Source organism: Planomonospora alba (assembly GCF_039534085.1).
Classification (GTDB): Bacteria; Actinomycetota; Actinomycetes; order Streptosporangiales; family Streptosporangiaceae; genus Planomonospora_B; species Planomonospora_B alba.
Map to the genome: position 1 here is coordinate 92,707 of NZ_BAAAUT010000001.1, position 25,370 is coordinate 118,076.

20 protein-coding genes are annotated in these 25,370 nt (G+C 73.7%); 13 read left to right on the top strand and 7 right to left on the bottom strand.

The window, feature by feature from the left end:
* Positions 1–92: 92 nt before the first annotated feature.
* The 4 genes from ABD823_RS00435 (at position 93) to ABD823_RS00450 (ending at position 4,956) form a co-directional block, all read left to right on the top strand.
* The gene (locus ABD823_RS00435; protein WP_425566550.1) at positions 93–1,184 is read left to right on the top strand and encodes a site-2 protease family protein; all 1,092 of its coding nucleotides are present in this window, start codon (positions 93–95) and stop codon (positions 1,182–1,184) included.
* Between the two features lie 275 nt (positions 1,185–1,459).
* Positions 1,460–2,995: a hypothetical protein gene (locus tag ABD823_RS00440; RefSeq protein WP_344854592.1), complete on the top strand. Its 1,536-nt coding sequence runs from the start codon at positions 1,460–1,462 to the stop codon at positions 2,993–2,995.
* Between the two features lie 12 nt (positions 2,996–3,007).
* The gene (locus ABD823_RS00445) at positions 3,008–3,445 is read left to right on the top strand and encodes a hypothetical protein (protein ID WP_344854594.1); all 438 of its coding nucleotides are present in this window, start codon (positions 3,008–3,010) and stop codon (positions 3,443–3,445) included.
* Positions 3,442–4,956, top strand: coding sequence for an FHA domain-containing protein (locus ABD823_RS00450; protein ID WP_344854596.1), 1,515 nt, complete (start codon positions 3,442–3,444; stop codon positions 4,954–4,956). Before ABD823_RS00445 ends, ABD823_RS00450 begins: the two co-directional genes overlap by 4 nt.
* A gap of 157 nt (positions 4,957–5,113) precedes the next feature.
* On the opposite strand, the gene ABD823_RS00455 is transcribed toward ABD823_RS00450, so the two are convergent.
* Entirely contained in the window at positions 5,114–7,102 is a 1,989-nt protein-coding gene (locus tag ABD823_RS00455; RefSeq protein WP_344854598.1) for a cation:proton antiporter, read from the bottom strand.
* 119 nt (positions 7,103–7,221) lie between these two features.
* Between ABD823_RS00455 and ABD823_RS00460 the strand changes: the two genes are divergently transcribed.
* The 3 genes from ABD823_RS00460 to ABD823_RS00470 all read left to right on the top strand — a co-directional run bounded on the left by ABD823_RS00460 (position 7,222) and on the right by ABD823_RS00470 (position 10,408).
* Positions 7,222–8,010 carry a serine/threonine-protein kinase gene (locus ABD823_RS00460; protein ID WP_344854601.1) on the top strand — a complete coding sequence of 263 codons (789 nt, stop codon included), beginning with the start codon at positions 7,222–7,224 and terminating at the stop codon, positions 8,008–8,010.
* 159 nt (positions 8,011–8,169) lie between these two features.
* The gene (locus tag ABD823_RS00465) at positions 8,170–9,078 is read left to right on the top strand and encodes a carbohydrate kinase family protein (RefSeq protein ID WP_344854603.1); all 909 of its coding nucleotides are present in this window, start codon (positions 8,170–8,172) and stop codon (positions 9,076–9,078) included.
* A gap of 94 nt (positions 9,079–9,172) precedes the next feature.
* A complete protein-coding gene (locus ABD823_RS00470; protein ID WP_344854606.1) occupies positions 9,173–10,408 on the top strand; it encodes an aminotransferase class III-fold pyridoxal phosphate-dependent enzyme in 1,236 nt (411 codons plus the stop codon).
* 78 nt (positions 10,409–10,486) lie between these two features.
* On the opposite strand, the gene ABD823_RS00475 is transcribed toward ABD823_RS00470, so the two are convergent.
* Positions 10,487–11,083 carry a hypothetical protein gene (locus tag ABD823_RS00475; RefSeq protein WP_344854609.1) on the bottom strand — a complete coding sequence of 199 codons (597 nt, stop codon included), beginning with the start codon at positions 11,081–11,083 and terminating at the stop codon, positions 10,487–10,489.
* Between the two features lie 175 nt (positions 11,084–11,258).
* Positions 11,259–12,356: a GNAT family N-acetyltransferase gene (locus ABD823_RS00480; RefSeq protein WP_344854611.1), complete on the bottom strand. Its 1,098-nt coding sequence runs from the start codon at positions 12,354–12,356 to the stop codon at positions 11,259–11,261.
* 124 nt (positions 12,357–12,480) lie between these two features.
* Between ABD823_RS00480 and ABD823_RS00485 the strand changes: the two genes are divergently transcribed.
* The 5 genes from ABD823_RS00485 to dop all read left to right on the top strand — a co-directional run bounded on the left by ABD823_RS00485 (position 12,481) and on the right by dop (position 19,390).
* Positions 12,481–13,347 carry a tRNA (adenine-N1)-methyltransferase gene (locus ABD823_RS00485; protein WP_344854612.1) on the top strand — a complete coding sequence of 289 codons (867 nt, stop codon included), beginning with the start codon at positions 12,481–12,483 and terminating at the stop codon, positions 13,345–13,347.
* 214 nt (positions 13,348–13,561) lie between these two features.
* On the top strand, positions 13,562–15,325 hold the full coding sequence (arc, locus tag ABD823_RS00490) for a proteasome ATPase (protein ID WP_344854614.1): 1,764 nt from the start codon (positions 13,562–13,564) through the stop codon (positions 15,323–15,325).
* A gap of 152 nt (positions 15,326–15,477) precedes the next feature.
* Positions 15,478–16,593 (top strand): acyltransferase family protein, encoded by a 1,116-nt coding sequence (locus ABD823_RS00495; RefSeq protein ID WP_344854615.1) that lies wholly within the window; start codon positions 15,478–15,480, stop codon positions 16,591–16,593.
* Between the two features lie 57 nt (positions 16,594–16,650).
* Complete coding sequence (locus ABD823_RS00500) at positions 16,651–17,787, top strand: acyltransferase family protein (protein ID WP_344854617.1); 1,137 nt, start codon at positions 16,651–16,653, stop codon at positions 17,785–17,787.
* Between the two features lie 85 nt (positions 17,788–17,872).
* On the top strand, positions 17,873–19,390 hold the full coding sequence (gene dop, locus ABD823_RS00505) for a depupylase/deamidase Dop (RefSeq protein WP_344854619.1): 1,518 nt from the start codon (positions 17,873–17,875) through the stop codon (positions 19,388–19,390).
* 87 nt (positions 19,391–19,477) lie between these two features.
* Here dop and ABD823_RS00510 read toward each other — a convergent pair whose 3' ends face one another.
* From ABD823_RS00510 to ABD823_RS00520, 3 genes are all read right to left on the bottom strand, one after another.
* Complete coding sequence (locus tag ABD823_RS00510; protein ID WP_344854620.1) at positions 19,478–20,368, bottom strand: serine/threonine-protein kinase; 891 nt, start codon at positions 20,366–20,368, stop codon at positions 19,478–19,480.
* A 213-nt stretch (positions 20,369–20,581) separates the two neighbouring features.
* Positions 20,582–21,376: a serine/threonine-protein kinase gene (locus ABD823_RS00515; protein ID WP_344854622.1), complete on the bottom strand. Its 795-nt coding sequence runs from the start codon at positions 21,374–21,376 to the stop codon at positions 20,582–20,584.
* 142 nt (positions 21,377–21,518) lie between these two features.
* Positions 21,519–21,923, bottom strand: a complete 405-nt coding sequence (locus tag ABD823_RS00520; protein ID WP_344854623.1) for a hypothetical protein — start codon at positions 21,921–21,923, stop codon at positions 21,519–21,521.
* Positions 21,924–22,136: 213 nt separating this feature from the next.
* On the opposite strand from ABD823_RS00520, the gene ABD823_RS00525 reads away from it, so the two are divergent.
* Positions 22,137–22,346 (top strand): ubiquitin-like protein Pup, encoded by a 210-nt coding sequence (locus ABD823_RS00525; protein WP_344854625.1) that lies wholly within the window; start codon positions 22,137–22,139, stop codon positions 22,344–22,346.
* 96 nt (positions 22,347–22,442) lie between these two features.
* Here the strand turns inward: ABD823_RS00525 and ABD823_RS00530 are convergent, their stop codons facing one another.
* Entirely contained in the window at positions 22,443–25,358 is a 2,916-nt protein-coding gene (locus ABD823_RS00530) for a glycoside hydrolase family 38 N-terminal domain-containing protein (protein ID WP_344854627.1), read from the bottom strand.
* Between the last annotated feature and the right edge of the window lie 12 nt (positions 25,359–25,370).

Sequence of the window (25,370 nt, forward strand, 5' to 3'; positions counted from 1 at the left end):
CGTAGCATCGAAGGCCGAAGGGGCCTGCGAAGAGGAGTGGTGAGCCAGCGGTGAGCAGCGACAGCCCGCGCCGGGACAGCCCGGGCCTGAGGATGGGGCGCCCGTTCGGCATCCCGGTCTACGTCTCGCCGACCTGGTTCATCGTCGCGGGCCTGATCACCTACAGCTTCCAGGACTTCTTCCTGTCCTGGCTGCCCTGGCTGAGCGGCGGCGAGGGCTACCTGGTGGCGTTCGCCTTCGCGGTGCTGCTCTACCTGTCGGTGCTCCTGCACGAGCTGGCCCACTGCGTGGTGGCCAAGGCGTACGGCCTGCCGGTGCGGCGCATCACGCTCTACCTGCTCGGCGGGGTCTCGGAGATCGAGCGCGAGGCGCAGACCCCCGGACGGGAGTTCGCGATCGCCTTCGCCGGGCCGCTGCTCTCGCTCGGCCTCGGCGGCGGGGGCTTCCTCCTCCACCAGGTCCTGGACCCGGCCACCGTGGCGGGCGTGCTCGTCTGGCAGCTGTGGGTCTCCAACGTGGTCGTCGGCGTCTTCAACCTGCTGCCCGGCCTGCCGCTGGACGGCGGGCGCATGCTCCGGGCCGGCGTGTGGAGGTTCACCCGCAGCCCCGTGTCGGGCACCGTCGCGGCCGCCTGGACGGGCCGCGCGCTGGCCGTCGGCCTGGTCGTCTGGGCCGTCGGCCTGTCGCTGGTGAGCGGGCAGGAGCCGAGCACGGTGACGCTCGTGTGGTCGGTGCTGCTGGCCTCCTTCATCTGGTTCGGCGCCACCCAGGCGCTGCAGAGCGCCCGGCTGCGGGCCCGCATCCCGCACCTCAGCGCCCGTGCCCTGGCCCGGCGGGCCGTCCCGGTGACCGCCGACGTGCCGCTGGCCGAGGCGCTGCGCCGGGCGGCGGAGGCGCAGGCGGGCGCGCTGGTCGTGGTGGACCACGAGGGCCGTCCGACCGGGATCGTCAGCGAGGTCGCGGTCGAGTCGACCCCGGAGAACCGCCGGCCCTGGGTGTCGGCCGGCTCGCTAGCGCGCAGCCTGGAGCCGTCCCTGGTGCTGGCCGCCGACCTGACGGGCGAGGCCCTGATCGACGCCATGCGCGACACCCCGGCCGGGGAGTACCTCCTGGTCGAGCGGGGCGGGGAGATCTACGGCGTGCTGGCCACCGCGGACGTGAACCGGGCGTTCACCGGCGTCTGAGCGCGGCCCGGGGATCCGGTCCGGCGGCTCCGCGCCCCGGGATCCCGACCCCGCCGGCCCGCGGGGGGCGGCCGGGCCGCGGAGCCGGCCGGGACGCGGTGCGAACTCCGGGCGGGCCCGGGGCGTCTCAACGGATGCGCACCGGTGACGGGACGGGGACGGCGGGGCCGTCCGGGCGGAGAGACATCGCTCCGCCCCTCTCGTCTTCGGCGCGCACCGGGACTAGTGTTTGGCCATCCGAACCGGTTGGCCACGTACGTTAGGGACGCATCACCTTGGCACCCCCCCACACGCCGGCCCCGGCCGGTGATCTCACGCCCGAGCTGCTCGGCGCATCCGAATGGACCGACCAGCTGGTCGCGTCGGCCGGGATCCCCGTGTACGACATCCCCTTCCTCACCGTCGGCGGGGGCATCGGATCCTTCGTGACGCTCGACTACCTGCGGATCTACGGGGTCCCCACCTCGCAGATGCGGGTCGTCTCCAACATCGACCACCCCTGGCAGACCTACGAGTTCCTCACCCGGTGCTCGCAGATCCCCCGGCCGGAGCGGATCCGGTCCGACTCCTCCTCCCGGCCGGACAACATCTGGGGCTTCCCCTCCTACGCGCTGGAGGAGGCGTGGAAGGAGAAGAACCCCGCCTACCTGTGGCAGGTCCTCACCGAGCCGCTGATCAACGACTACTGGACCCCGCGCGCCGGGACCGTCTTCACCAACCTGGAGCGCGAGGCCAAGCGCATCGGCTACTGGGACATGCTGGTCAAGGGCCAGGTGCGGATGGTGCGGCGCAGGGCGGGCGGCGGCTACTTCACCGTGGTGACCCCGCCGCAGGGCGCCGCGCCCACCAAGCGCGTCGTCTTCCGCTCCCGGTTCGTGCACGTCGCGGTCGGCTACCCGGGGCTGAAGTTCCTGCCCGACCTGCAGGAGTTCCGCACCAAGTACGGCGACTACCAGCACGTGGTGAACGCCTACGAGCCGCACGAGCACGTCTACGAGTTCCTCAAGACGCGGCCCGGCACGGTGGTGATCCGGGGCGGCGGCGTCGTGGCCTCCCGGGTGCTCCAGCGGATCTTCGACGACCGGGAGAGGCACGGGCTGCGGACCCAGGTCGTCCACATCTTCCGGACGTTCGTCGCCGGCTCGCACGGCCCGCACGCCTGGGCGCGGCGCAAGGGCGGCCACGGCTGGGCCTACCAGGGGTTCAACTACCCCAAGTCGGTGTGGGGCGGCCAGCTCAAGGCGCAGATGCGCAAGCTGGAGGGCGCCGACCGGGCCAGGAAGTACAAGGAGATGGGCGGGACCAACACCCCCTACCGGCGGCGCTGGCAGGAGCAGCTGCGGGCCGGGCGCGAGGGCGGCTACTACCACGCCGTGCAGGGCACGGTGGACCGCGTGGAGCGTTCCCCCGACGGCCGCCTGGTCAGCCACGTGCGCGGTGCCGACGGGACCGTCCGCGAGCCGGTGGCCGACTACATCATCGACTGCACCGGCCTGGAGGCGGACATCGCCGAGCACCGCATCTTCGCCGACCTGCTCGAGCACGGCGGGGCCTCCCGCAACCCGCTCGGCCGCCTGGAGGTGGAGCGCCACTTCGAGGTGCGGGGCACCGCCAGCGGCGACGGCGCGCTCTACGCCTCGGGCTCGGCCACCCTCGGCGGTTACTTCCCGGGGGTCGACACCTTCCTCGGCCTGCAGATCGCGGCCCAGGAGATCGCCGACGACCTGGCCCGGCGCGGATTCGTCAAGAAGATGGGACCGCTGCGCTCGACCGCGCAGTGGTTCAAATGGGCCCTCAACTCGCCGGTGTAAGGAGTCGACCCCGTGGTTCCGACGTTGATGGGACGCATCCAGACCCGCCTGTTCCTGCTCGCCACCGTGGGCGTGGTCGTCACCCTGCTGCTGACGCCCCTGCTGCCGGGCATGGGGGCCTCGCTCGGCGAGCGCTACGGCACCGGGCTGCTCGTGCTGGTGGCGGTGGGGGTGCTGGGGATCGGCTGGGAGCTGGTCTACCACTTCCTCATGCAGTTCCGCTGGGAGAAGGACTGGCCTACCCTGTTCGGGCTGCTCACCCTCATCCCCGAAGGCCTGGTGCTGTTCTTTTTGCTACGGTCTGGTGCGATTGATGTAATCGGGCCGATCCCATCGGGCACCTTCTGGACGCACTTCACCGTCGTCTGGGTATGCATGTGGCTGGTGGCGAACGGGCCGATGCGCGTGCCGTTCATCCGGTGGCGCTTCCGGGGAGGGAGAGTTCTGTGACCGACCAGGGCTTCGGAGCGGTGCGTCCGCTGCCGGGCAACGGGCTGGTCGCCCATGTGGGCGGTCTGCTGCTGGTGTGCGACGCGGCCGAGGCCGTCATGGAGGACCTGCTGGGGGCGGTGCGGGAGACCGCCGCCTCGGGAGGCGACGGGCGGGCGCTGGCCCGCAGGGTCGCCCAGGTGCTGGCCGCCATGATGGGCGAGCCCGTGGCGTGCGCCGTCGCCGGGCCCGTGCCCGAGGGGGTGGCCGTGCTGGTCAGCGGTCCGGCGTCGGCGGAGGTCACCGGTTCCGGGGGCGAGGTCCGCCTCGCCGGGCGCGACGCGCTCACCTGGTCCGACCGGCTGGTGCCCGGCCCCGTCACGCGGATCGAGCTCCGCCTGCCCGACGCGGGGGAGGCGAGCCGGCTCACCCGGCTGGACGGCGGCGTGGTCGTCGGCGGCGGCGTGCGGTGCGACCCGTCCGAGGCGGGCGAGGCCCTGCCGCAGCCGGCCGCGCAGTCCCAGTCCTCCCCGGCCGTCCGGCCTCCCGCCCCGGTGCCCCCGGCTCCGATGCCCCCCGCCGAGCCGCCCGTCCCCGCCTACGCGGCCGAGCCGCCCGCGCCCGCCGCTCCGCAGCCCTCCGCCCCGGCGCAGTCCGGCGACTGGGCGCCCCCGCCGGTCGAGCTCCCCGGTCCCGCCGACTGGTCCGCCCCGCAGGCGGAGGCGGCGCCTCCCGCGCCGCCGTACCCGATGGGGGCGATGAGCCCGCCGGCCATGCCGGACCAGTACGTGCCGCCGCCGGCTCCGCCGCTGGAGCCGCAGGCCCCCGCCGCCCCGGCGTGGGACTCCGGGCCCATGGCGGCGGTCCCGCCGCCCTCGGCGCCCGGTTTCGGCTCGCAGGACGACCTGGCGCCCGCCCGGTCGAACGGGACCGGCGACCACCCCGCGGACCTGCGCAACGAGTCGTTCGAGTACGAGCTGCTGACCCCCGGCGGGGGCCCGCAGACCGCGCCGGACCTCCTGCCGTCCGCGCCGCCCGAGTCCGAGCCGGAGTCCCGGCCGCTGGTCCACGGCGTGGACTGCAAGAACAACCACTTCAACGACCCGCGGGTGCCGTACTGCGCGGTCTGCGGCATCGCGCTGGTGCAGCGCACCCTCGTGCCCTACAAGGGGCCGCGCCCGCCGCTGGGCGTGCTCCTGCTGGACGACGGCATGACGCTCCGCCTCGACGCCGACTACCTGCTCGGCCGCGACCCCGAGCGGGCCCCGGAGGTCGTCGACGGCTCGGCCCGCCCGGCCAAGGTCACCAGCCCCGACGGCTCGGTCTCCCGCCGCCACCTGCGGGTGGCGCTGGACGGCTGGGACGTCAACCTGATCGACCTGGGGTCGGTCAACGGCACCCAGATCCAGCCGCCCGGCGACCCGAACTTCTACGACATCCCGCCGAACGAGCCGGTCACGATCATGCCCGGCACGACCGTGCGGATCGGGGTCTCGCGCACCATGCGCTACGAGTCGCACCGCAACCACTAGGGCGGGCGCTCCGCCGGAGGGGCGGGGTACGGCGGGCGCCGTGCCCCGCCCCCGTGCGTTCCGGCCCCCGTGCGTTCCGGCCCCCGGCGGGCGCGGGGCGCGGCGGGCGCCCCGCGTTCCGGGGCCTGCCGGACCAGGGGCGCGGGCCAGGGGGCCGTCAGGCGGGCACGCCCAGGGCCGCGACCGCGGCGGCCCAGTCGACCGGGTCCGGGTCTTGCTCGGCGCGGACCAGCAGATGGGCGCCGTCCGGGACGGCGGCCGCGTCGGGCGCCACGACCAGCGCGCCGGGAGGGACCTCGCCGGCCGAGGCCGCCACCCCCAGCTTCGCCAGCCGCCGGGCGAGCGCGGCGGCCCGGCCGCCTCCGGCGACGACCAGCGGCCGGCCCCGCGACACGGCGAGGGCGAGCGCCACGAGCGCGGCGGCGTCGGCGGCGCCCCCGGATCCGCCGGACCCGTAGTGGACCGCGACCGGCCCCGTCCCGTCGGCCTGCGGCCCGCCGGGGGACGCCACGGTCAGCACGCGGCACGCGGCGGCGGCGCGCACCTCGGCGTACCCGGGCACGCCCGCGGGCAGCACCACCAGGTCCGGCCTGGCCCCGGTCACCACCTCGGGCAGCTCGGCCGCCACGTCGGCGGCGAACCGGCTGACCACCCGCGCCTGCGCGCCCCGGTCGCGGGCCGCCGCGGCGAGCGTCTCCAGGTCGTGGAGCGTCTCGGCCATCTCGGCGAGCTCGGACGACAGACCGGTGCCGACCTCCAGCCGCTGCCGCGGGTAGGGGCGCAGGTGGACCAGGGCGACCTCGCAGGGGGAGGCGGCGCGGGCGAGCGCGGCGGACAGCTCCACCAGCGGGCCCTGCTCGCCGGGCGGCGCGGGCACCACGGCCAGCACCCGGTGCGCGGCCGTCTCCCCGAGGGCGGCGCGCTCGGCCTCGGCGATGTCGCGGGCCACGCGCCGGTCGGGGTAGACCCTCCGCAGCAGCGGCCCGGTCATCCCGGTGGTGACCAGCGCCATCACCACCATCAGCGAGTACAGCTCGTTGTCGAGCACGCCCTTCTCCAGGCCGACGGTGAGGATGACGATCTCGGTCAGCCCCCGGGTGTTGAGCAGGGTGGCCAGCGCCCAGGACTGGCGCGCGGGCACCTTCTGCATCCGGGCCGCCGCGTACGAGCCGAGCAGCTTGCCGCCGACCGCCACCGCGAGGATCGCGGCCAGGGTGCCGAGGCTGGACAGGTCGAGCGCGCGCAGGTTCACGTTGAGCCCGGCCACCACGAAGAACATCGGCAGCAGGAGCAGGACGGCGAGCTGCTCCAGCCGCTCCAGGATCTCGTGGGTGAGCCGCTCGGCGCCCTCGCGGGGCATCACCGCGCCGAACAGGAACGCCCCGAAGATGAAGTGCACGTGCATCCACTCGGTCGCCCAGGCCGAGGCGATCAGGCCCAGCAGCACCAGCGAGAGCAGGCCCGGCGTCAGCCGCCCCGCCCGCCCGTGGGCGGGCACCAGCCGGGCCAGCAGCGGCCGGACCACGGTGAACATGACCACCGCGTACGGCAGCGCCAGCAGGACCTTCCACTGTCCCTCGGCGTCCCCGGCGCCCGCGACGGCCACGACCACGGCGAGCACGGTCCAGGCGAGCACGTCGATCACCGCGGCGGCGGCCAGCGAGAGCCCGCCCACGGTGATGCGCTGCATGCCGCGGTCGGTGAGGATGCGGGCCAGCACCGGGAACGCGGTGGCGGCCATCGCGGCCCCCATGAACAGCACGAACGGCAGGGTCTCGGCGTCGCCGGCGTGCTCGCCCGCGATGGCCAGCGCCAGCGCGCAGCCCAGGGCGAACGGCACGGCCGTGGAGCCGAGCGCGACGGTCGCCGCGATCCGGCCCTTGCCGCGGACCAGCTTCTGGTCCAGCTCCAGGCCGACGACGAACATGAACAGCACCAGGCCGACGTTGGCCAGGGCCTGCAGCGGAGGCTTCATCTCCGGGCCGAACAGGGTGTCGCCCAGCAGCGGGCCGAGCAGGGTGGGACCGAGCAGGATGCCCGCCAGGATCTCACCGACGACCGGAGGCTGGCCGATCCGCCTGGCCGCGGCGCCCAGCAGCCGGGCGGCCGCGAGGACGATCACCAGATCGAGCAGGAGGAGGTCCATGTGGAGCAATGCGGCACGCTTCCCGTAGGTAATGAAAAGCCCCGACAATGACCAGGGCGACGTTACCGTGTGCGGGGATGCCGCCGCGAGGGTCGCGTGGGCGGGGAGGGGAGACAGCGGTGGAAGGCATCGCCGACTACGAGTTCGTCCGGTCGCTGGGTTCGGGCAACCACGGCGAGTTCTATCTCGCCAGGAGGCCGCCGCGGCTGCCGGTGGAGGCCGAGTTCGTCGCGGTGAAGGTGCTCGGCGGGACCGGGGCCGACGCCTTCCGGCGGGCCACCCGGGAGCTGAAGGCGTTCGCCGCGGTGCGCTCGCCGTACCTGGTGACGCTCTACGACGCGGGCCAGCAGGGCGGGGTGTTCTACTACTCGATGGAGTACCTGCCGGGCGGCTCGCTGAGCCGCCCGGCCGCGCCCGCGCCCCGGGAGCGGGCGCTGCGGGCGGTGGCCTGCGTCGCGTACGCCGCGCAGGCGCTGCACGAGGAGGGGATCGTGCACCGGGACATCACCCCCGGCAACGTGCTCCTCACCGACCTCGGAGGCAAGCTGTCCGACCTGGGCCTGTCGCAGGTGCTGGCGCCGGGCGCGACGGTGACCGGGATGGGCGGGATCGGCTCGGTGGAGTTCACCGACCCGGCGCTGCTGCGCGGCGAGGCGCCCACGCCGGCCGGGGACGTCTGGTCGCTCGGCGCGACGCTGCACTGGGCGGCGACCCGCGCCGGGCTCTACGGCGAGCTGCCCGTCCACGACCCGCTGCTCACCCTGCGGAAGGTCAACAGCACGCCGCCCGCGATCCGGGGGGACCTGGAGCCGGAGCTGGCCGAGCTGGTGGCCGCCTGCATCGGGGACCCGGACCGGCGGCCCACGGCCCGGGAGCTGGCCGACCGCCTGGCCGCCCTGCTCTCCTGAGCCCGCGCCCCTCCCGGGCGCCCGCCTCCGCCGCCCGCCCGCGCCCGGCCCTCCGGGCGCCTTCCGGGGGCGGCGGCCATCGGGGCGGACGGTGCGTTGACAGGGCCTCCGGGGGCGCGCCATCATCCGCTGAGGCGCGAAAATATGAGGAGGGCTCACATGACCGTCGTCACCCTCGGGGTGCACATCGTGGACGTGCTCGCCCGGCCGGTGGAGTCCATCCCGCAGGGCCAGGACACCGCGCTGCTGGAGCAGATCCGCATCACCGCGGCGGGCGCGGCGGCCGGGACCGCCGTCGACCTGGCCGCGCTGGGCGTGCCGGTCGCCTCCGTCGGGGCGGTCGGGGACGACGAACTGGGCGACTTCCTGCTGATGGTCATGGGCCGGCACGGGGTGGACGTGACCGGGATCGTCCGCAAGCCCGGGGAGCGGACCGCGGCCTCGATCCTGCCGATCCGCCCGGACGGCGGCCGCCCGTCCTTCCACGTGCCCGGCGCCAACCTGAGCCTGTCCCCGGCCGACGTGGACCCCGGCAGGCTGCGCACGGCCGGCGTGCTGCACCTGGGCGGCATGGACGTCACCTGGGGCCTGCACGACCCCGCCTTCCTCACCCTGCTGGACGAGGTGCGGGCGGCGGGCGCGGTCGTCACGATGGACCTGCTGTCCAACATGCCCGACCTGGTGCGCGCCGCCCGGGTCTTCCTGCCGCACGTCGACTACGTCCTGCCCAACGAGGAGCAGGCGCTCATGATGAGCGGCGAGGCCGCCGCCGAGAAGGCCGCCGCCGCGCTGCTGGCCGAGGGGCCGCGCGGGGTGCTGGTCACGCTGGGCGGCGAGGGCAGCCTGGTCGCCACCGCCTCCGGGACCGTCCGCCTGCCCGCCCACGACGTCGAGGTGGTCGACACCACCGGCTGCGGCGACGCCTACTGCGCCGGGTTCATCGCCGGCCTGGCCGACGGCCGCGAGGTGCTCGACGCCGCCCGGCTCGGCACCGCGGTCGCCGCCCGCGTCGCCGGAGGGCTCGGCTCCGACGCCGGGCTCGCCGGCCTCGACCTGTCCCGCCTGTAGCACCCGCCCCGGGCTCCGGGCCGCGGCCCGGTACGGCCCGCAGCCCCGCCGCGGTCGCGCGGCGGTGCGGAACCACGAAGGGATGTCCCGGTAGATGTCGATTGATGCGAACCTCCGCGAACGGGCCGCCAGGGTCGTCCCCGGCGGCATGTACGGGCACCTCAACGCGGCCCTGCACGGTCCCGGCTACCCGCAGTTCTTCGTGCGCGGCGAGGGCTGCCGCCAGTTCGACGCCGACGGCCGCGAGTACGTGGACCTCATGTGCTCCTGGGGCCCGATCATCCTGGGCCACCGCCACCCGGCCGTGGAGTCCGCCGTGTCGGCGGTGCTCGCCGAGGGCGACTGCCTCAACGGCCCCGGCCCCGTGTACGTGGAGCTCGCCGAGCTGCTGGTGGAGACCGTCCCGCAGGCCGACTGGGCGATGTTCTCCAAGAACGGCACCGACGCCACCACCCAGGCCCTGATGATCGCCCGCGCGGCCACCGGCAGGGCCAAGGTCCTCGTCGCGCACGGCTCCTACCACGGCGCCGACCCGTGGTGCACACCGGGCACGGCCGGGACCACCCCTAGCGACCGGGCCGACCTGGTCGAGTTCACCTACAACGACCTGGCGAGCGCCGAGGCCGCCGCGGCGCGGGCCGAGGGCCCGTCCGGCTCCGACGTCGCCGCGATCATCGTCACGCCGTTCAAGCACGACTCGTTCGAGGACCAGGAGCTCGCCGCGCCGGAGTTCGCCCGCGGGCTGCGGGCGCTGGCCGACCGGCTCGGCGCCGCCCTGGTGATCGACGACGTGCGCGGCGGCTGGCGCCTGGACCTCGGCGGCTCCTGGGAGCCCCTCGGCGTCCGGCCCGACCTGTACGCCTTCAGCAAGGCCATGGGCAACGGCCACCCGATCGCGGCCGTCACCGGCGTGGACGCCCTGCGCGACGCGGCCCAGACGATCTACTCCACCGGCTCGTTCTGGTTCAACGCCGCCCCGATGGCCGCCGCGAAGGCGACCATCGAGACCCTGCACGCGATCGACGGCGTCGCCCTGATGGAGCGCGCCGGCACCCGCCTGCGGGACGGGCTGGCCGCGCAGGCCGCCGCGCACGGCTTCACCGTCAACCAGACCGGCCCCGTCCAGATCCCGTGGCTCTCCTTCGCCGGGGACGCGACCCTGGAGAAGGGCGTGTTCTGGGCCTCGGCCTGCCTGGAGGAGGGCGTCTACCTCCACCCCTGGCACAACTGGTTCCTGTCGGCCGCGCACACCGACGCCGACATCGACCGCGCCCTGCAGGGCACCGACGCCGCCTTCGCCAGGCTCAGGGCGAAGTTCGGCGCCGACTGAGCCGGGCGGCCGCGGGCACGCCCCGGAGCGCGGCGGATCGCCGGACCCGGCCGCCGCGGGGGCGCGCCCGGCGCGCCGTCAGCCGCCGCCGCCCGCCGGAGCCTGCCGGGCCGGGTGGTCCCGGCCGCAGGAGAGCCGGGCGAAGGCGTGCACCGCGCGGAGCATCCGGACGGCGGCCTCGAACCCGTGGGCCGCCTCCATCGCCCGCCCGGCGGCGGTCGCGAAGCGCACCAGCAGGTCCTCGTCCCGGTGGTCGAAGCGCCGCCCGGCCACCCACAGGTACGCCTGCCCCCGGGCGGCCAGCGGCACCGGGACGGCCAGGAAGCCGGGCGACTCCTCCATCGGCAGCAGCAGCGGATCGGACCGGGCCGCCAGGGTGGCCAGCACCGCGCTGTCGCGCAGCCACCGCCGCAGCGCCAGCGGGTCGCCGGGCGGGGTGTGCACGTGGACCGGGTGGACGTTCTCCGCCACCGGATCGACCTCGACCAGTCCGGCGTAGCCGGTCGTGCACACCGTGGCGGCCGCGGCCACGACCTGTTCGACGAGACGGTCGGCGCCGGGGCCGGCGAAGGACTCGATCAGGGTCCGCAGGCGGTCTCCGGGCTCGCCGTGGCGGGGCCCGCCGTACGTGAGGACGGCGCCGGGCGCCGCTCCGATCTGCCGGGTGGTGCTCATCCCTTTTCCCCTCTCTTCGTGGAGCCGGGTGCCCGCGCGAGGCGGCGGGCGGGGTAGCGATTCGGAGTATCACCCCCGAAAAGACCCGTTGACCAGCCCTTCGATGTCTCATATGGGGTTAATGGGACAGGCGAATCTCCCGGGCCGCCGGGGAGGGGTGCGCCGCCGGCGGCCGTCAGGGGCGCAGCCGGTACCACTGCAGGTCGTCGAGGCGGGTGCCGTCCGGTCCGGGCAGCAGCCCGCGGACGAGCGCCTCGCGGACGAAGCCCGCCTTCTCCAGGACCCGGTGCGAGGCGGTGTCGCCGGGGGAGGAGCCCGCCACGACCCGCCCCAGCGGCGTGTGCGTGAAGGCCCAGTCCACCAGCAGCCCCACCGCGCGGGTGGCGAACCCCCGGCCGCGGAACTCCGGGAGCATGCTGTGGCCGAGCACGGCCTGGCCCAGCGGCGGGACGACGCCGGTGAGCCGGACGTGCCCGGCGAACGCGCCGCTTTCCGCCTCGCGGATCGCCGCCTCCACCCGGGTGCCCGCCAGCCAGTGCATGCCCGCCTCGCGGCAGAACCGCTCGCTCTCCTCGGGGTCGGGCGCCTGCGGCGGGAGGCTGTGCGCCACGGTCTCGGGCAGGCCCTGCAGCGCGTGGTAGTCGTCGGCGTCCTCGACCGTCAGCGGTGTCAGCCGTACCGTGCCGTCGGTCAGCGACCCGCCGGGGAAGAAGGGCAGGTACGGCCGGACCCGCTCGCCGGAGTCGGTGCGCAGGCGGGCGAAGGCGGCCAGGTCGCCCCGGGTGCCGTCGCGCCGCGGCTCGGCCTCGCGCTGCACGCCCTCGTGCCGGAAGCCGGCCGCGAGCGCCACCCGCTGGCTGGCGAGGTTGTCCACCTCGGCCAGCAGCTCCATGCGGTGCACCCCCCGGGCGAAGGCCCACTCGGTCAGCGCCCTGGTGGCGGCCGTGGCCACCCCGCGCCCCCGCGCCCAGGGCGCGATCAGGTAGCCGATCTCGCCGTTGCCGCGCGGGTCGGGCGCCTTGAGCCCGATGTTGCCCAGCCACTCGCCGGTGGCGGGGTCGGCGACGGCGAAGGACGCCCCGCCCGCGGCCCAGAGGCGCTCGGCGATCTCCAGGTAGTGGAGCGCGTCGTCCCTGCCGTACGGCACGGGCACGGTGGGGATGAAGCGCACGATCTCGGGGTCGGCGCAGGCGCGGGCCATCGGCTCCGCGTCCGCCTCGGTGAGCCCGCGCAGCAGGACGGGGCCGGCGGGGATGGTGTCTCGGGTGAACACCCTCCAGTGCTATCAGGTGCCGGCGCGGGCGGGCCAACCGGTTCCCGGGCCCTGCCCTCCCGGCCCCTCCCGGGCGGAAAGATCCGGAACCGGCCACGGGCCGCGCGCCGATACCCTTGCGCACATGGGTTTTCGCAGGCATGGCCCGTTCCGGGCCGGGGATCAGGTACAGCTCACCGACCCCAAGAACAAGCGCCACACCGTGACGCTGAAGGAGGACGGTGTCTTCCACACGCACAAGGGGTTCATCCCGCACAGCGACCTGATCGGCAAGCCCGAGGGATCGGTGGTCCGCTCCTCCGGCGGTACGCAGTACCTCGCGTTCCGCCATCTGCTGCCGGACTACACGCTGTCCATGCCGCGCGGCGCGGCGGTCATCTACCCCAAGGACTCCGCGCAGATCGTCGCCATGGCCGACGTCTTCCCGGGCGCGCGCGTCGTCGAGGCCGGCGTCGGCTCCGGCGCGCTCACCTGCTTCCTGCTGCGCGCGGTCGGCCCGGAGGGGAAGGTCACCTCCTACGAGCGCCGTGAGGACTTCGCCGAGGTCGCCCGTAAGAACGTCGAGAAGTTCTACGGCGGGCCGATGGAGCAGTGGCGCCTGGTCGTCGGCGACTTCGTGGGCGCGCTCGACGAGAGCGACGTCGACCGGATCATCCTGGACATGCTGGCGCCGTGGGAGTGCGTGGACGCGGCGGCCAAGGCCCTCACGCCGGGCGGTGTCATCTGCTGCTACGTGGCGACGACGACCCAGCTCTCCCGCACGGTCGAAACTTTGCGCGAACATGGAAGTTTCACCGAGCCCCATGCGTGGGAGACCCTGGTTCGCGACTGGCACGTCGAAGGGCTCGCCGTACGGCCGGACCACAGGATGGTCGGCCACACGGGGTTCCTCGTCACCGCCCGTCGCATGGCGGACGGGGTGACACCTCCGCCGCGGCGTAGGCGTCCGGCGAAGGGGGCATATGGCGAGGAATCCACGGCGTCACCGTGATCTCCGCCACATGACGATTCGGCCACGACGGATGTCAGGTATTACATGGGAACAGAAGCCCGTGTTCTTATGCTGACAGCACTAAACGCAACATAAGGGATTAATCGCCGAACACTTGATGTAGCCATACGAATACCGCCCGGCCAGGTAACGGACAGCCCCCAGATGGGTAGGGTCTTGAGTAGTCGGTCTCGACTGGGAAGGAGGTGACGGCGTGGCAGCTCGCGACGACGCTGAGGCTCGAGCCGCGCAGCGCGAACGGGAGGTCGCTGATCTCACAACACAGGTCTCCTTCCTGCAGGAGGAGATCACCGCGCTGCGTCGGAAGTTGGCGGAGTCTCCCCGGCAGGCCAGGATCCTCGAGGAGCATCTCCACGAGACACAGGCGAAACTAGCGGCCGTCACCGGCCAGAACGAGCGTCTGGTCGCGACCATCAAGGAAGCCAGGGACCAGATCGTCGCGCTGAAGGAGGAGGTCGACCGGCTGGCGCAGCCGCCGTCCGGGTTCGGCGTCTTCCTGGAGGCCAGGGACGACGGCACGGTGGAGGTGTTCACCGGCGGACGCAAGCTCCGCGTGAACGTCAGCCCGGCGGTCGACGTCGAGCAGCTCAAGCGCGGCCAGGAGGTCATGCTCAACGAGGCGCTCAACGTCGTCGAGGCCCTGGGCTTCGAGGAGCTCGGCGAGATCGTCATGCTCAAGGAGCTCCTCGAGGACGGCGAGCGCGCGCTGGTCATCTCGCACGCCGACGAGGAGCGCGTGGTCAAGCTCGCCGAGTCGCTCGTCGGCCAGCCGATCCGCGCCGGCGACTCCCTGCTGCTGGAGCCGCGCTCGGGCTACGTCTACGAGCGCATCCCCAAGTCCGAGGTGGAGGAGCTCGTCCTGGAGGAGGTGCCCGACATCTCCTACGAGGAGATCGGCGGGCTCATGCGGCAGATCGAGCAGATCAGGGACGCGATCGAGCTTCCCTACCTGCACTCCGACCTGTTCCGGGAGCACAGGCTCCGCCCGCCCAAGGGCGTGCTGCTGTACGGCCCGCCCGGCTGCGGCAAGACGCTCATCGCCAAGGCCGTCGCCAACTCCCTGGCCAAGCAGGTCGCGGAGAAGACCGGCCAGTCCGGCAAGAGCTTCTTCCTCAACATCAAGGGCCCGGAGCTGCTGAACAAGTACGTCGGCGAGACCGAGCGGCACATCCGCCTGGTCTTCCAGCGGGCCAGGGAGAAGGCCTCCGAGGGCACCCCGGTGATCGTGTTCTTCGACGAGATGGACTCGATCTTCCGGACCCGCGGCTCGGGCGTCTCCTCCGACGTCGAGAACACGATCGTCCCCCAGCTCCTGTCCGAGATCGACGGCGTCGAGGGCCTGGAGAACGTCATCGTGATCGGCGCCTCCAACCGCGAGGACATGATCGACCCGGCGATCCTGCGGCCCGGCCGCCTGGACGTCAAGATCAAGATTGAGCGGCCGGACGCCGAGGCGGCCAAGGACATCTTCTCCAAGTACCTCACGGCCGAGCTCCCGCTCCACCCCGAGGACCTCGCCGAGCACGGCGGCAGCCGCGAGGGCACCATCGCGGCCATGATCCAGCGCGTGGTCGAGCGGATGTACGCCGAGAGCGAGGAGAACCGCTTCCTGGAGGTCACCTACGCCAACGGTGACAAGGAGGTCCTGTACTTCAAGGACTTCAACTCCGGCGCGATGATCCAGAACATCGTCGACCGCGCCAAGAAGATGGCGATCAAGCAGTTCCTCGAGACCGGGCAGAAGGGTCTGCGGATCAACCATCTGCTGGCCGCCTGCGTGGACGAGTTCTCCGAGAACGAGGACCTGCCCAACACCACCAACCCCGACGACTGGGCCCGCATCTCCGGAAAGAAGGGCGAGCGGATCGTCTACATCCGCACCCTCGTCTCCGGCAAGCAGGGCACCGAGGCCGGCCGGTCCATCGACACGGTGGCCAACACCGGCCAGTACCTGTAGGACCCGGCGCACCACGGCGGCGCGGCCCCCTCCCGGGGCCGCGCCGTCGCCGTTGCCGCCTCCCCGGCCGATCACGGGATCGCGGCGCCGCGCGGTGGTCCCACCGTGGTCTATCGTGGCGACCGGTCCCCTCCCGACATGATTGGCCTACCGTGCGATCGTCCTTCTCCACCCGGCTCGCCGAGATCGACCTGCTGCGGTTCGCGGCCGCCGCGTCCGTCCTGGCCTTCCACTTCGTCGAGATGAAGGCGTGGGGGGACGTCAGGTTCGAGGGGTTGAGGAAGATCAGCACCTTCGGGGTCTACGGCGTGCACCTGTTCTTCATGATCAGCGGATTCGTGATCCTCATGAGCGTGTGGGGACGCACCGCCGGGGAGTTCGCCGTCTCCCGGATCGCCCGGCTCTACCCGGCGTACTGGCTGAGCGTCGGCGTCCTCGGGGCGCTCTCCCTGACCGGCCTGTACGGCCCGGCCCTCGCCCCGTGGGAGATCCTCGCCAACCTGACGATGGTGCAGCAGGGACTCGGGATCCGCGACCTGGGAGCGGTCTACTGGACGCTCTGGGCGGAGCTGCGCTTCTACCTCCTCATCGGCGTGCTGGCCCTGGTGGGCGTCACCTACCGGCGCTGCGTGATCTTCATGGCCGGCTGGCTCGTCCTCGCGCTGACCGCGACGGCGGCCAAGAGCCCGCTGCTGGAGTTCCTGTTCATGCCCTGGTGCGCCCCCTACTTCATCGCGGGCATGGCGCTCCACCTCATCCACCGCGCGGGCTCGTCGGCCGTCCCGTGGGCGTTCGTCGGCGTGTCGTGGATCCTCGCCGTGGTCGAGGCGGTCACCGAGGGGGGCGCCCGGGTGCGGGAGTACCACGGCGCGGCCGCCGGGCCGTACCTCATCGCCGGCGTGCTGACGCTGGTATTCGTGGTCATGGCGCTGGCCGCCACCGGCCGGTTGTCCCGGCTGCGGCGCCTGCCCTCGCTCGTCACGCTCGGCGCGCTCACCTACCCCCTCTACCTGCTCCACCTGCCGGTCGGCGCCCTCGTCATCGGCGCCGCCGCCCCCCATCTGCCGAAGTGGGCGGCGCTGGCCGCGGCGACCCTCGCCGCGCTGCTCGTCGCCCACCTCGTCAGCAGCCGGCTCGAACCGCCGGCCATGCGCGCCCTGCGCTCGGCGCTGACGTCCTCGATGGTCACGATCCGCCAACAGGACGCCGCCGCCCGCGAAGTCGCAGGAACCCAACCGCTCGGGACGCCGTCAAAGGTGCGTGCGTGAATGTCGATGTATATGTGAATATCGAGGCATCTGTGACCGTTGTGACGCGGTCACCCGGTGACCGGCACGCGGTCCCGCGGGGCGGCTGAGGGCGGCCGCCTCGCCGAGCTGGACCTCCTGCGGTTCGTGGCCGCCCTGGCCGTCCTCGCCTTCCACTACTTCATCGCCTTCCGCTCGGTCTGGGGCGAGGCGCCCGCGGAGCTCTTCCCGGCGATCTCCACCGTCTCCGGGCTCGGCATCCTGGGCGTCGAGCTGTTCTTCATGATCAGCGGCTTCGTCATCCTCATGAGCGTCTGGGGGCGCGGCCTGGGCGGGTTCGCCCTCTCCCGCGTCGTGCGGCTCTATCCCGCCTACTGGGTCAGCGTCGGCGTCACCGCCGCCCTGTACGGCCTGACGGAGGCCAGAGCGCTGGACCCCAAGCTGAGCGCGGGGGAGTACCTGGCGAACCTGACCATGCTCCAGCGCCTGTTCGAGGTCACCGACGCCACCGGCGTCTACTGGTCGCTCTGGGCCGAGCTCCGCTTCTACCTGCTGATCTCCGTGCTGGTGGTCGTCGGCCCGACGCTCGGCCGCTGCCTGGCCTTCATGGGCCTCTGGCTGGCCGCCGCGGCCTTCTTCTCCGGCACCGAGAACCACTGGGTGGACCTGCTCGTGATGCCCAAGTACGCGGCCTACTTCGTCGGCGGCATGTCCTTCTACCTGATGACCCGCTACGGCCCCCGCCTCGTGCTATGGTGCACGGCCGGCATCAGCGGCGGGATGGCCGTCAGCGCCGCGCTGGACCGCGTGCACAGCCGCATCGACCTGGTCGGCTACGAGGCCATGCCCGTGCCCGACTGGGCCGTCATCGCCACCGTGGTGGCCTTCTACGTGCTGATGGCCATGGTCGCCCTCGGCTGGCTCGGGTGGCTGCGCTGGCGCGGCCTGGTCGTCCTGGGCGCGCTCACCTACCCGCTCTACCTGTTCCACACCGCCGGGGCCGTGCTGATCGTCCCCGCCCTCCGGGACGCGCTGCCGCCCTGGGCGACCGCCGCCGTGACGGTCCTGGCCGTCGCGGCCCTGTCCTACGCGGTCCACCGCGTCGTCGAGCGGCCGGTCCAGGAATTCGTCAAGGCGCGCCGGCGCCGCCGGGCCGCCGCCGCGCCCGCGCCCGCGGCGCCCGCCGCCCTGGGCGAAAAGGCCTCGGTGCCATAACTGTCTGACCACTGGGCATAGTGAAGGGTCTAGGCTCGGGGATATATACGGCGGACGAACAGCCCCGGACGAACAGAGGGTGCGCATGACGGTACGGCGGGTGATGGGCATCGAGACCGAGTACGGCATCTCCGTGCCCGGACAGCCGGGGGCCAACGCGATGGTGACCTCGTCCCAGGTCGTCAACGCCTATCTGGCCGCCTCGGCGGCGCGAGCGCGGCGGGCGCGGTGGGACTTCGAGGAGGAGAACCCGCTGCGCGACGCGCGCGGCTTCGACCTCGCCCGGGAGGTCGCCGACGCCAGCCAGCTCACCGACGAGGACCTCGGCCTGGCCAACGTGATCCTCACCAACGGCGCGCGGCTGTACGTCGACCACGCCCACCCCGAGTACTCCACGCCCGAGTGCACCAACCCCCGGGCCGCGGTGATCTGGGACAAGGCGGGTGAGCGGGTCATGCACGACGCCGCGCTGCGCGCCTCGGCGATCCCCGGCAACGCGCCGATCCAGCTCTACAAGAACAACACCGACAACAAGGGCGCCTCCTACGGCTGCCACGAGAACTACCTGATGCGGCGGGCCACCCCGTTCGCCGACATCGTCCGCCACCTCACCCCGTTCTTCGTCTCCCGGCAGGTCGTCACCGGCGCCGGGCGCGTCGGCATCGGGCAGGACTCCCGGGGCGAGGGCTTCCAGATCAGCCAGCGCGCCGACTTCTTCGAGGTCGAGGTCGGCCTGGAGACCACGCTCAAGCGGCCGATCATCAACACCCGCGACGAGCCGCACGCCGACCCGGAGAAGTACCGCCGGCTGCACGTCATCATCGGCGACGCGAACATGTCGGAGATCTCCACCTACCTGAAGCTGGGCTCCACCGCGCTGGTCCTCGCCATGATCGAGGACGGCTACTTCACCCGCGACCTGGCCGTGGAGAACCCCGTGCAGGCGCTGCGCGCGGTCTCCCACGACCCCACGCTGAAGTACGAGATCCCGATGCGCGACGGGCGCAGGCTCACCGCCGTCCAGCTCCAGATGGAATACCTCGAACTGGCCAGGAAGTACGCCGAGACCCGCAGCGGCACCGGCATGGACGAGATCACCAAGGACGTCCTGGACCGCTGGGAGTCCGTCCTGACCCGCCTGGCCGAGGACCCCATGCAGCTGGCCGGGGAGCTCGACTGGGTCGCCAAGCTGGAGATCCTCGAGGGCTACCGGAGCCGCGACGGGCTGCCCTGGTCGCACCCGCGCCTGCAGCTGGTCGACCTGCAGTACTCCGACATCCGCCCCGACCGGGGCCTGTACAACCGCCTGGTCGCCCGCGGCCGGATGCAGCGCCTGGTCACCGAGGAGGAGGTGCAGCGCGCGGTCGAGGTGCCGCCCAGCGACACCCGCGCCTACTTCCGCGGGCGCTGCCTGAGCCAGTACAGCGAGGCCGTCGCCGCCGCCTCCTGGGACTCGGTCATCTTCGACATCCCCGGCCGGGAGTCCCTGCAGCGCGTCCCCACCCTGGAGCCGCTGCGCGGCACCAAGGCGCACGTGGGCGAGCTGTTCGACCGCTGCCACACCGCCGCCGAACTGGTCACCGCCCTCACCGGCGACAAGTGAGCGCCCGGCCGTACCGGACCCCGCGGGGAGGCCCGGTACGGCCCTGCGCCGCGCGCCGGGAAGGAACCGCCGCGGGGCGGTCCCCGGCTACCGCATGAGGGCGTCCGGGGGGATCCGCGCGGAGGGGAGCCGGGGCGCGTCCACCGCCACCCCCTCCGTCCGCAGGATCTCCGAGAGCAGGCGCGCCGCGTGGTCGGCGGTGATCCGCTCCGCGGGAGGGCGCCGCAGCAGCCCCCGCAGCACCGCGCCGAGCGGGCCCGCCCTCAGCGGCGGGTCCGGATCGCGGCTCATCGCCCGGCCCAGCACCTGCAGGGCGTCCGAGCCCGGATACGGCGGCCGCCCCTCCACCGCGAAGTACAGGCTCGCCCCGAACGACCACAGGTCCGCCGACGGGTTCGCCGGCCTGCCGCGCAGCCGCTCGGGCGCGACGTAGGCCGGAGCGCAGTGCACCGGCACCGTCGTCGAGGTGCTCGGGTCGCCGTTCAGCGCCGCGATGCCGAAGTCCGACAGCACCACCCGCTCGCCCGTCAGCAGGATGTTTCCGGGATTGATGTCGCGGTGCAGCACCCCCGCCCCGTGCGCGTGCCGCAGCCCGCCCAGCAGCTGGAACCCGATCCACGCCGTCCAGTGGACCGGCAGGTGGCCCAGGTGCCCGACCGTCTCCTCCAGCGTCAGCGCCTCCAGCAGCTCCATCACGATCCAGAGCCGCCCGTCCTCCTCCAGCAGGTCGTGCACCGCGATCACCGCCGGATGGCTCAGCCGCCCCGCCGAGCGCGCCTCGCGCATCGCCCGCCGCCGCGCCTCCTTCAGGTCGGCGCCGTCCGCGCGGAACCGCGGCCGGATCTCCTTGATCGCGACATCGCGGCGGAGCCTCAGATCGTGCGCCCGCCAGACGATCCCCTGCCCGTCGCGCCCTTTCGGTGAGAGCAGCCGATAACGATCCCCGAGCAGCCTCGGCCTTCCCGTTCCCGTTTCCATGAACCCACCTGTTGCACGTAGAAACCGGGCCCCTCCGGGATTCATGTTTTCAGGTGGAACGGTTCACGGCGTGGCGACCGCTTATATCACGCATAACGATTCAGCCGCGCCCGGGCCGGAATATCATTTCAGCCGCCTTTATGCGCCGGGATCGAGCGGAAGACATATGCCGGGGCCGGGCGGAAGGCTTTTTCCGGTGCCGTTCCGCCGCGGTCACGCGGCACTGTGCCGCCGCAGGTTCACGAGCATCGCGTACGTCTGCCCGGAGGTCAGGCGGGCCGCCGGGTCCTTGCGGAGCAGGCCGCGCAGGATCGGCTCCAGCGCCCCCGCCCGCCGCGGCGCGCGCGGCGGGCCCTGCAGGACCGCCGCCAGCTCGGCCATCGAGTCCACCGTGCGGAAGGGCGTCCTGCCCTCCACCGCCATGTAGAGCGTCGCCCCGAACGACCACATGTCGGCCTCGCGGGTGCCGCCCCGGCCCTGCAGGGTCTCCGGCGCGATGAACGCCGGGGTGCCGCGCAGCGAGGTGGTCGCCGTGCTCTCGAAGCCCGCGAAGCCGAAGTCGGCCAGCACCACCCGGTCGCCGGTCAGCATGATGTTGGCGGGTTTGATGTCCCGGTGGACCACCCCGCCGTCATGGGCGTGCCGCAGTGCCTCCAGCAGGCGGCGGCCCATCTTCGCGACCAGGTCGGCCGGGAGCGGGCCCGCCTGCGCCACGGTCTCGTGCAGCGTCAGGGCCTCGAGGTACTCCATGACGATCCAGAGGCGCTCGGCCTCCTCGGCCAGGTTGTGCACCGTCACGATGCCCCGGTGGCTCAGGCGCGCGGCCATCCGGGCCTCCTTGACCACCCGGCGGCGCCGCTCGTCCGCCCCGGGACCCGGTGGCAGGGCGATCTCCTTGAGTGCCACGTCTCGCTCGAGTAGCAGGTCGTAGGCCCGCCACACGACACCTGTCGCACCCTGTCCCACGGGGGCGACGAGCTGGTACCGGCCGGCGACGATGGTGCTCACGGGGCAATGATCCCAGGAAACGGGGCCGAAGGCCTACTTGGAGCGGTCCGGAGGGCGCCGATCGCTCCGGAAAAGCGTGAATCTACGATGTAAAGGGCCTCTGACCGGTGTCGACATGGAGACCGGATGCGAGCGGCGAGGATCAGACCAGGCCGAGGCCCAGCAGGAGGGTCCCCGCTCCCAGGGAGACCCCGCCGAGCGGCACCAGCCAGATCAGCTTGTTCGGCCTGGTGTCGGAGGGTCGCGCCACCGACAGGAAGAAGCCGAGCGGCATCAGGACGGGCGCGGCCGCGATCAGCGTCCGGGTCGGCGCCCGGAGGCCGGCGGGCAGATCCGCGTGGTCGAGGTAGAGCAGCGCGACGAGCGCGAAGAGGACCAGGACCCCCGCGTGGGCGTGGCCCGCCCGCCACAGGCCGCGCCGGACCGGGTTGTCCAGGTAGCCGGGGAGGTCGCGCATGATGTGCGCGAGCAGCGAGACCCCGCCGAAGGCGACGGCGGGCACGGTGATCAGCAGCACTCCGGCGGTGCTGAGGGACGACGGCGACATGGGTGCTCCTCGTTGGATAGTTTCGCTTTCCAATAATTGGATAGTAATAGTATCTAGTCAAGGGGCGGGAATTTGCCCGGGAAGGGGTGGGGGAGGTTGTCTGGCGGGTACGACCCGGGCTGCCGGCAAAGATCGCGGAGCGATCTGCGCGCAATGTCGGCCGGTTCGGGGAAGATATGAACCACAGACGTCCCCCATGCGGAGGTGCCACAGATGGTCAGCAAGGACACCGGCGGCCAGAAGCAGACCGGCCGGACCGACCGTGAGGTGGAGGAGGTCGAGACCGCTCCGGCCTCCGACGTCCAGGAGCGCCACGAGAAGCTCTCGGACGATGTCGACTCGATCCTGGACGAGATCGACGAGGTCCTCGAGGAGAACGCGGAGGAGTTCGTGCGGTCGTACGTCCAGAAGGGCGGCCAGTGACAGCAGGCGCCCGGATCCGGAGCCGGGAGTGAGGACGGGTTCCTCGGCGGGTCCGAAGACCTGTCCCGGCTGCGGACCGGCCGGACCGGCGGCGGTTCAGCGGGCCAGGTGGAGGGTGGCGATCTCGTAGGGGCGTAGCGGGAGCCGTACGGCGCCGCCGGCGACCTCCAGCGGCTCGCCCGCCGCGCCGAGCAGGCCGGCGCGGCGGGCGGCCCGGAAGGAGCCGCGGAGCACGGCCTCGGTGGCGGCGGGGTGCTCGGCCACCAGGCGGACCTCCAGCGCGCCGTCGCGTTCGCGCAGCGCGGTCAGGAGCACGCCCGCGCCCTCGACGGACAGCGGCCCGCGCCCGGGGAGCCCGTCCCCCGCCCCGGACAGCGGCCCGCGCCCCGGGGATCCTCCGGCGGCGGGGAGCGGCCCGGCGGGGGCCGGTGCGGCCGGGGGGACGTCCTGGGCGTCGGGGCCCCCGCCCGAGCCCGGTACGGCCAGCAGCTCGTGGCGGTACTCCTCGGCCAGGCGCGGCAGCCCCGCCTCGTCCCAGGTGCCGGCGTGCGGCAGGACGGCGAAGCGCATCGCAGTGGGGCCCGGGCACTGGGCGTCCGGGGTGGGCAGCGCGGGCCCGGCGGGCTCGGGGCGGTGGGCGTTGCCGTCCCGGGACAGGTGGCCGACGGAGCGGAGCAGGGTGAGGGCGAGCTCGCCGCCGGTCAGTTCGTACTCGGTGACCTGGTCCAGCAGGACGGCCAGGCCGCCCGCGGAGACGAAGCCCTCGGCGGGGAAGGTCGGCAGCGGGTGCTCGCCGCAGCCGCCCTCGACGGTCAGGCCGCGCCGGACGACGGCGAACTGCCCTTCGGCGAAGGACTCGGCGGCGGGGCGGGGGAGCGGGGCGTGCCAGCGGACGCGGTGGTCGCGGGCGCGGTTGTCGAAGGAGGTCTCCAGCCGCAGGTACGGCTCGCCGGCGCGGAGTTCGGCGCGGGTGGTGACGGTGACGGCCTCGGTCTGTTCGGAGCGGCCGTCCGGGGAGGACCAGGCGGGCCAGCGGTAGGCGCGGCGGATCTCGAGCACGGACACCAGCGGCCCGGCGCAGAGGGTCTCGACCTCCACGGACACGGGGGTGTCGACGAGGAGGTCGTGGCGGGGCGGCGCGTGGTCGTAGGTGTCACCGGCGTCGCCGCCGTCGACGATGCGGCCGACACCGCGGACCTCGGCACCGCGGGCGCCGGCGCCGGCGGACCCTGCGAGGGACAGGGTGCCGTCGGGGGCGACGGTGACGCGGAGCAGGCCGTTGTCGAGCCCGGCTCCGCCGGGGCCGACCCGCACGGGCGCCGCGGTCGCGGGGGCGGCCGGGCCGGAGGCGTCCCCGCGGGGGCGGGCCGGGAGGAGGCCCGTGGCGGGCCCTGCGGCCGGGCCCGCGCCGGACTCCGCGGCGGGCGCTGCCGCGGAGTCCACGACGGGTTCCGTGGTGGGCGCGGTGGTCAGGACCGTGCGGCCGAGCGGCGGGACGGAGACGCGGGCGGCGACGGTGACGACGGGTTCGGCGAGGGTCCGCACGCGCCACGGCCCGGGACGGGCGGCCGCGCCGTCGAGGACGGCACGGCGCAGGGCGGAGTAGTCGTAGCCGGTGGTGGCGTGGCGGCCGACCACGAGGGTGAACAGGCCGCCGGCGGCGTCCGCCTCCCAGGAGACGATCCGCTGGCCGGACAGCTCGCGGTCGTGGAGGCGGCCGAGCAGCCGGGCGAGGCCGTCCACGGTGGTCTCGCCGAGCAGGGTGGGTGCCAGTTCGAGCCGCTGCAGCGGGACGGGGCCGCCGCCGGGGGCGAGCAGCCGGGCGCGGGACTCCGGCAGGTCGGCGAGGACCAGCGCGGTGCGGGCGAAGGGCGAGGGGTTGACGACCACGAGCCGGTCGCGGGCGACCCGCTCGGCGAGTGAGGCGCTGACCAGATCGACGACGGCCTGGCCGGTCTGTTCGGCCTCGGCGATGCGGGCGGCGACCTGCTGGGCGGTCTCGTCGGCGCCGCAGCCGGTGATGGAGTCGTGGCCGGCGCAGGTGATCAGGCGGCGCCAGGCCGACTCCAGCAGGCGCGCGGCGGCGGGGTCGCCCGGCAGCCACAGGGCGGCCAGGGGCTCGGCGTAACGGGCGATGACGCGCTCGGCGCGGGCCATGGCCCGCTTGGCGGGGACGCGGGCGGAGACGACGCCGGGCAGGAGGCCGGCGCGGGCGGCCGAGCGCAGCTCGCCCGTCACGGCGGGCAGGCCCGCGACGGACGGGCCGCGCCCGGCGAGGTAGTCGCCGAGGGTGGCCAGGCGCACGCCGCAGGAGGCGATGTCCGGGGCGGGGGTGCTGTGGTCGGCGCCGTACATGGCGAGCAGAGGGCCGTCGGGGTTCCAGGGGCGCATGGTCTCGGCGAAGGCGGCCAGCCGGTCGGGCGCCGCCTCGGCGGGCCCGCTGAACAGGGCGACGGCACCCGCGTACCCGCCGGGCAGGTACTGGGTCCGGATGGTGCTGCCGTCCGCTCCGGTCCAGGCGAACGCGTCGCGGTCGACGCGGGCGGGGACGCCGCGCCAGAGGCAGGCGTGCTCGAACCCGGCCAGCCGGAGGATCTGCGGCAGCTGGGCGCAGTGGCCGAACTGGTCGGGCAGGTAGCCGACGCGCATCACGCCGCCGAGCGCCTCGGCGCCGCGCACGCCGTACTCGAGGTTGCGGACCAGGGTCTCGCCGGAGCAGAGGAAGGAGTCGGCGAGGACGAGCCACGGCCCCGCGGCGAGGCGGCCCTCGGTGACGAGGGCCCGCACGAGCGGGAGCCGTTCGGGCCGGACCTCCAGGTAGTCCTCCAGGGCGGCGAGCTGGCCGTCCATGGTGAAGCGGTAGCCGGGGTCGGCGGCCATGATGCCGAGGACCTCGTCGAGCGTGCGGACGAGCCCGGCGCGGAAGCGCTGGAAGGGCAGGTACCACTCGCGGTCCCAGTGGGTGTGCGGGACGACGACGATCTCGGCGGTCTCGGCGGTCTCGGACGGCATGCGCCCTCCCCT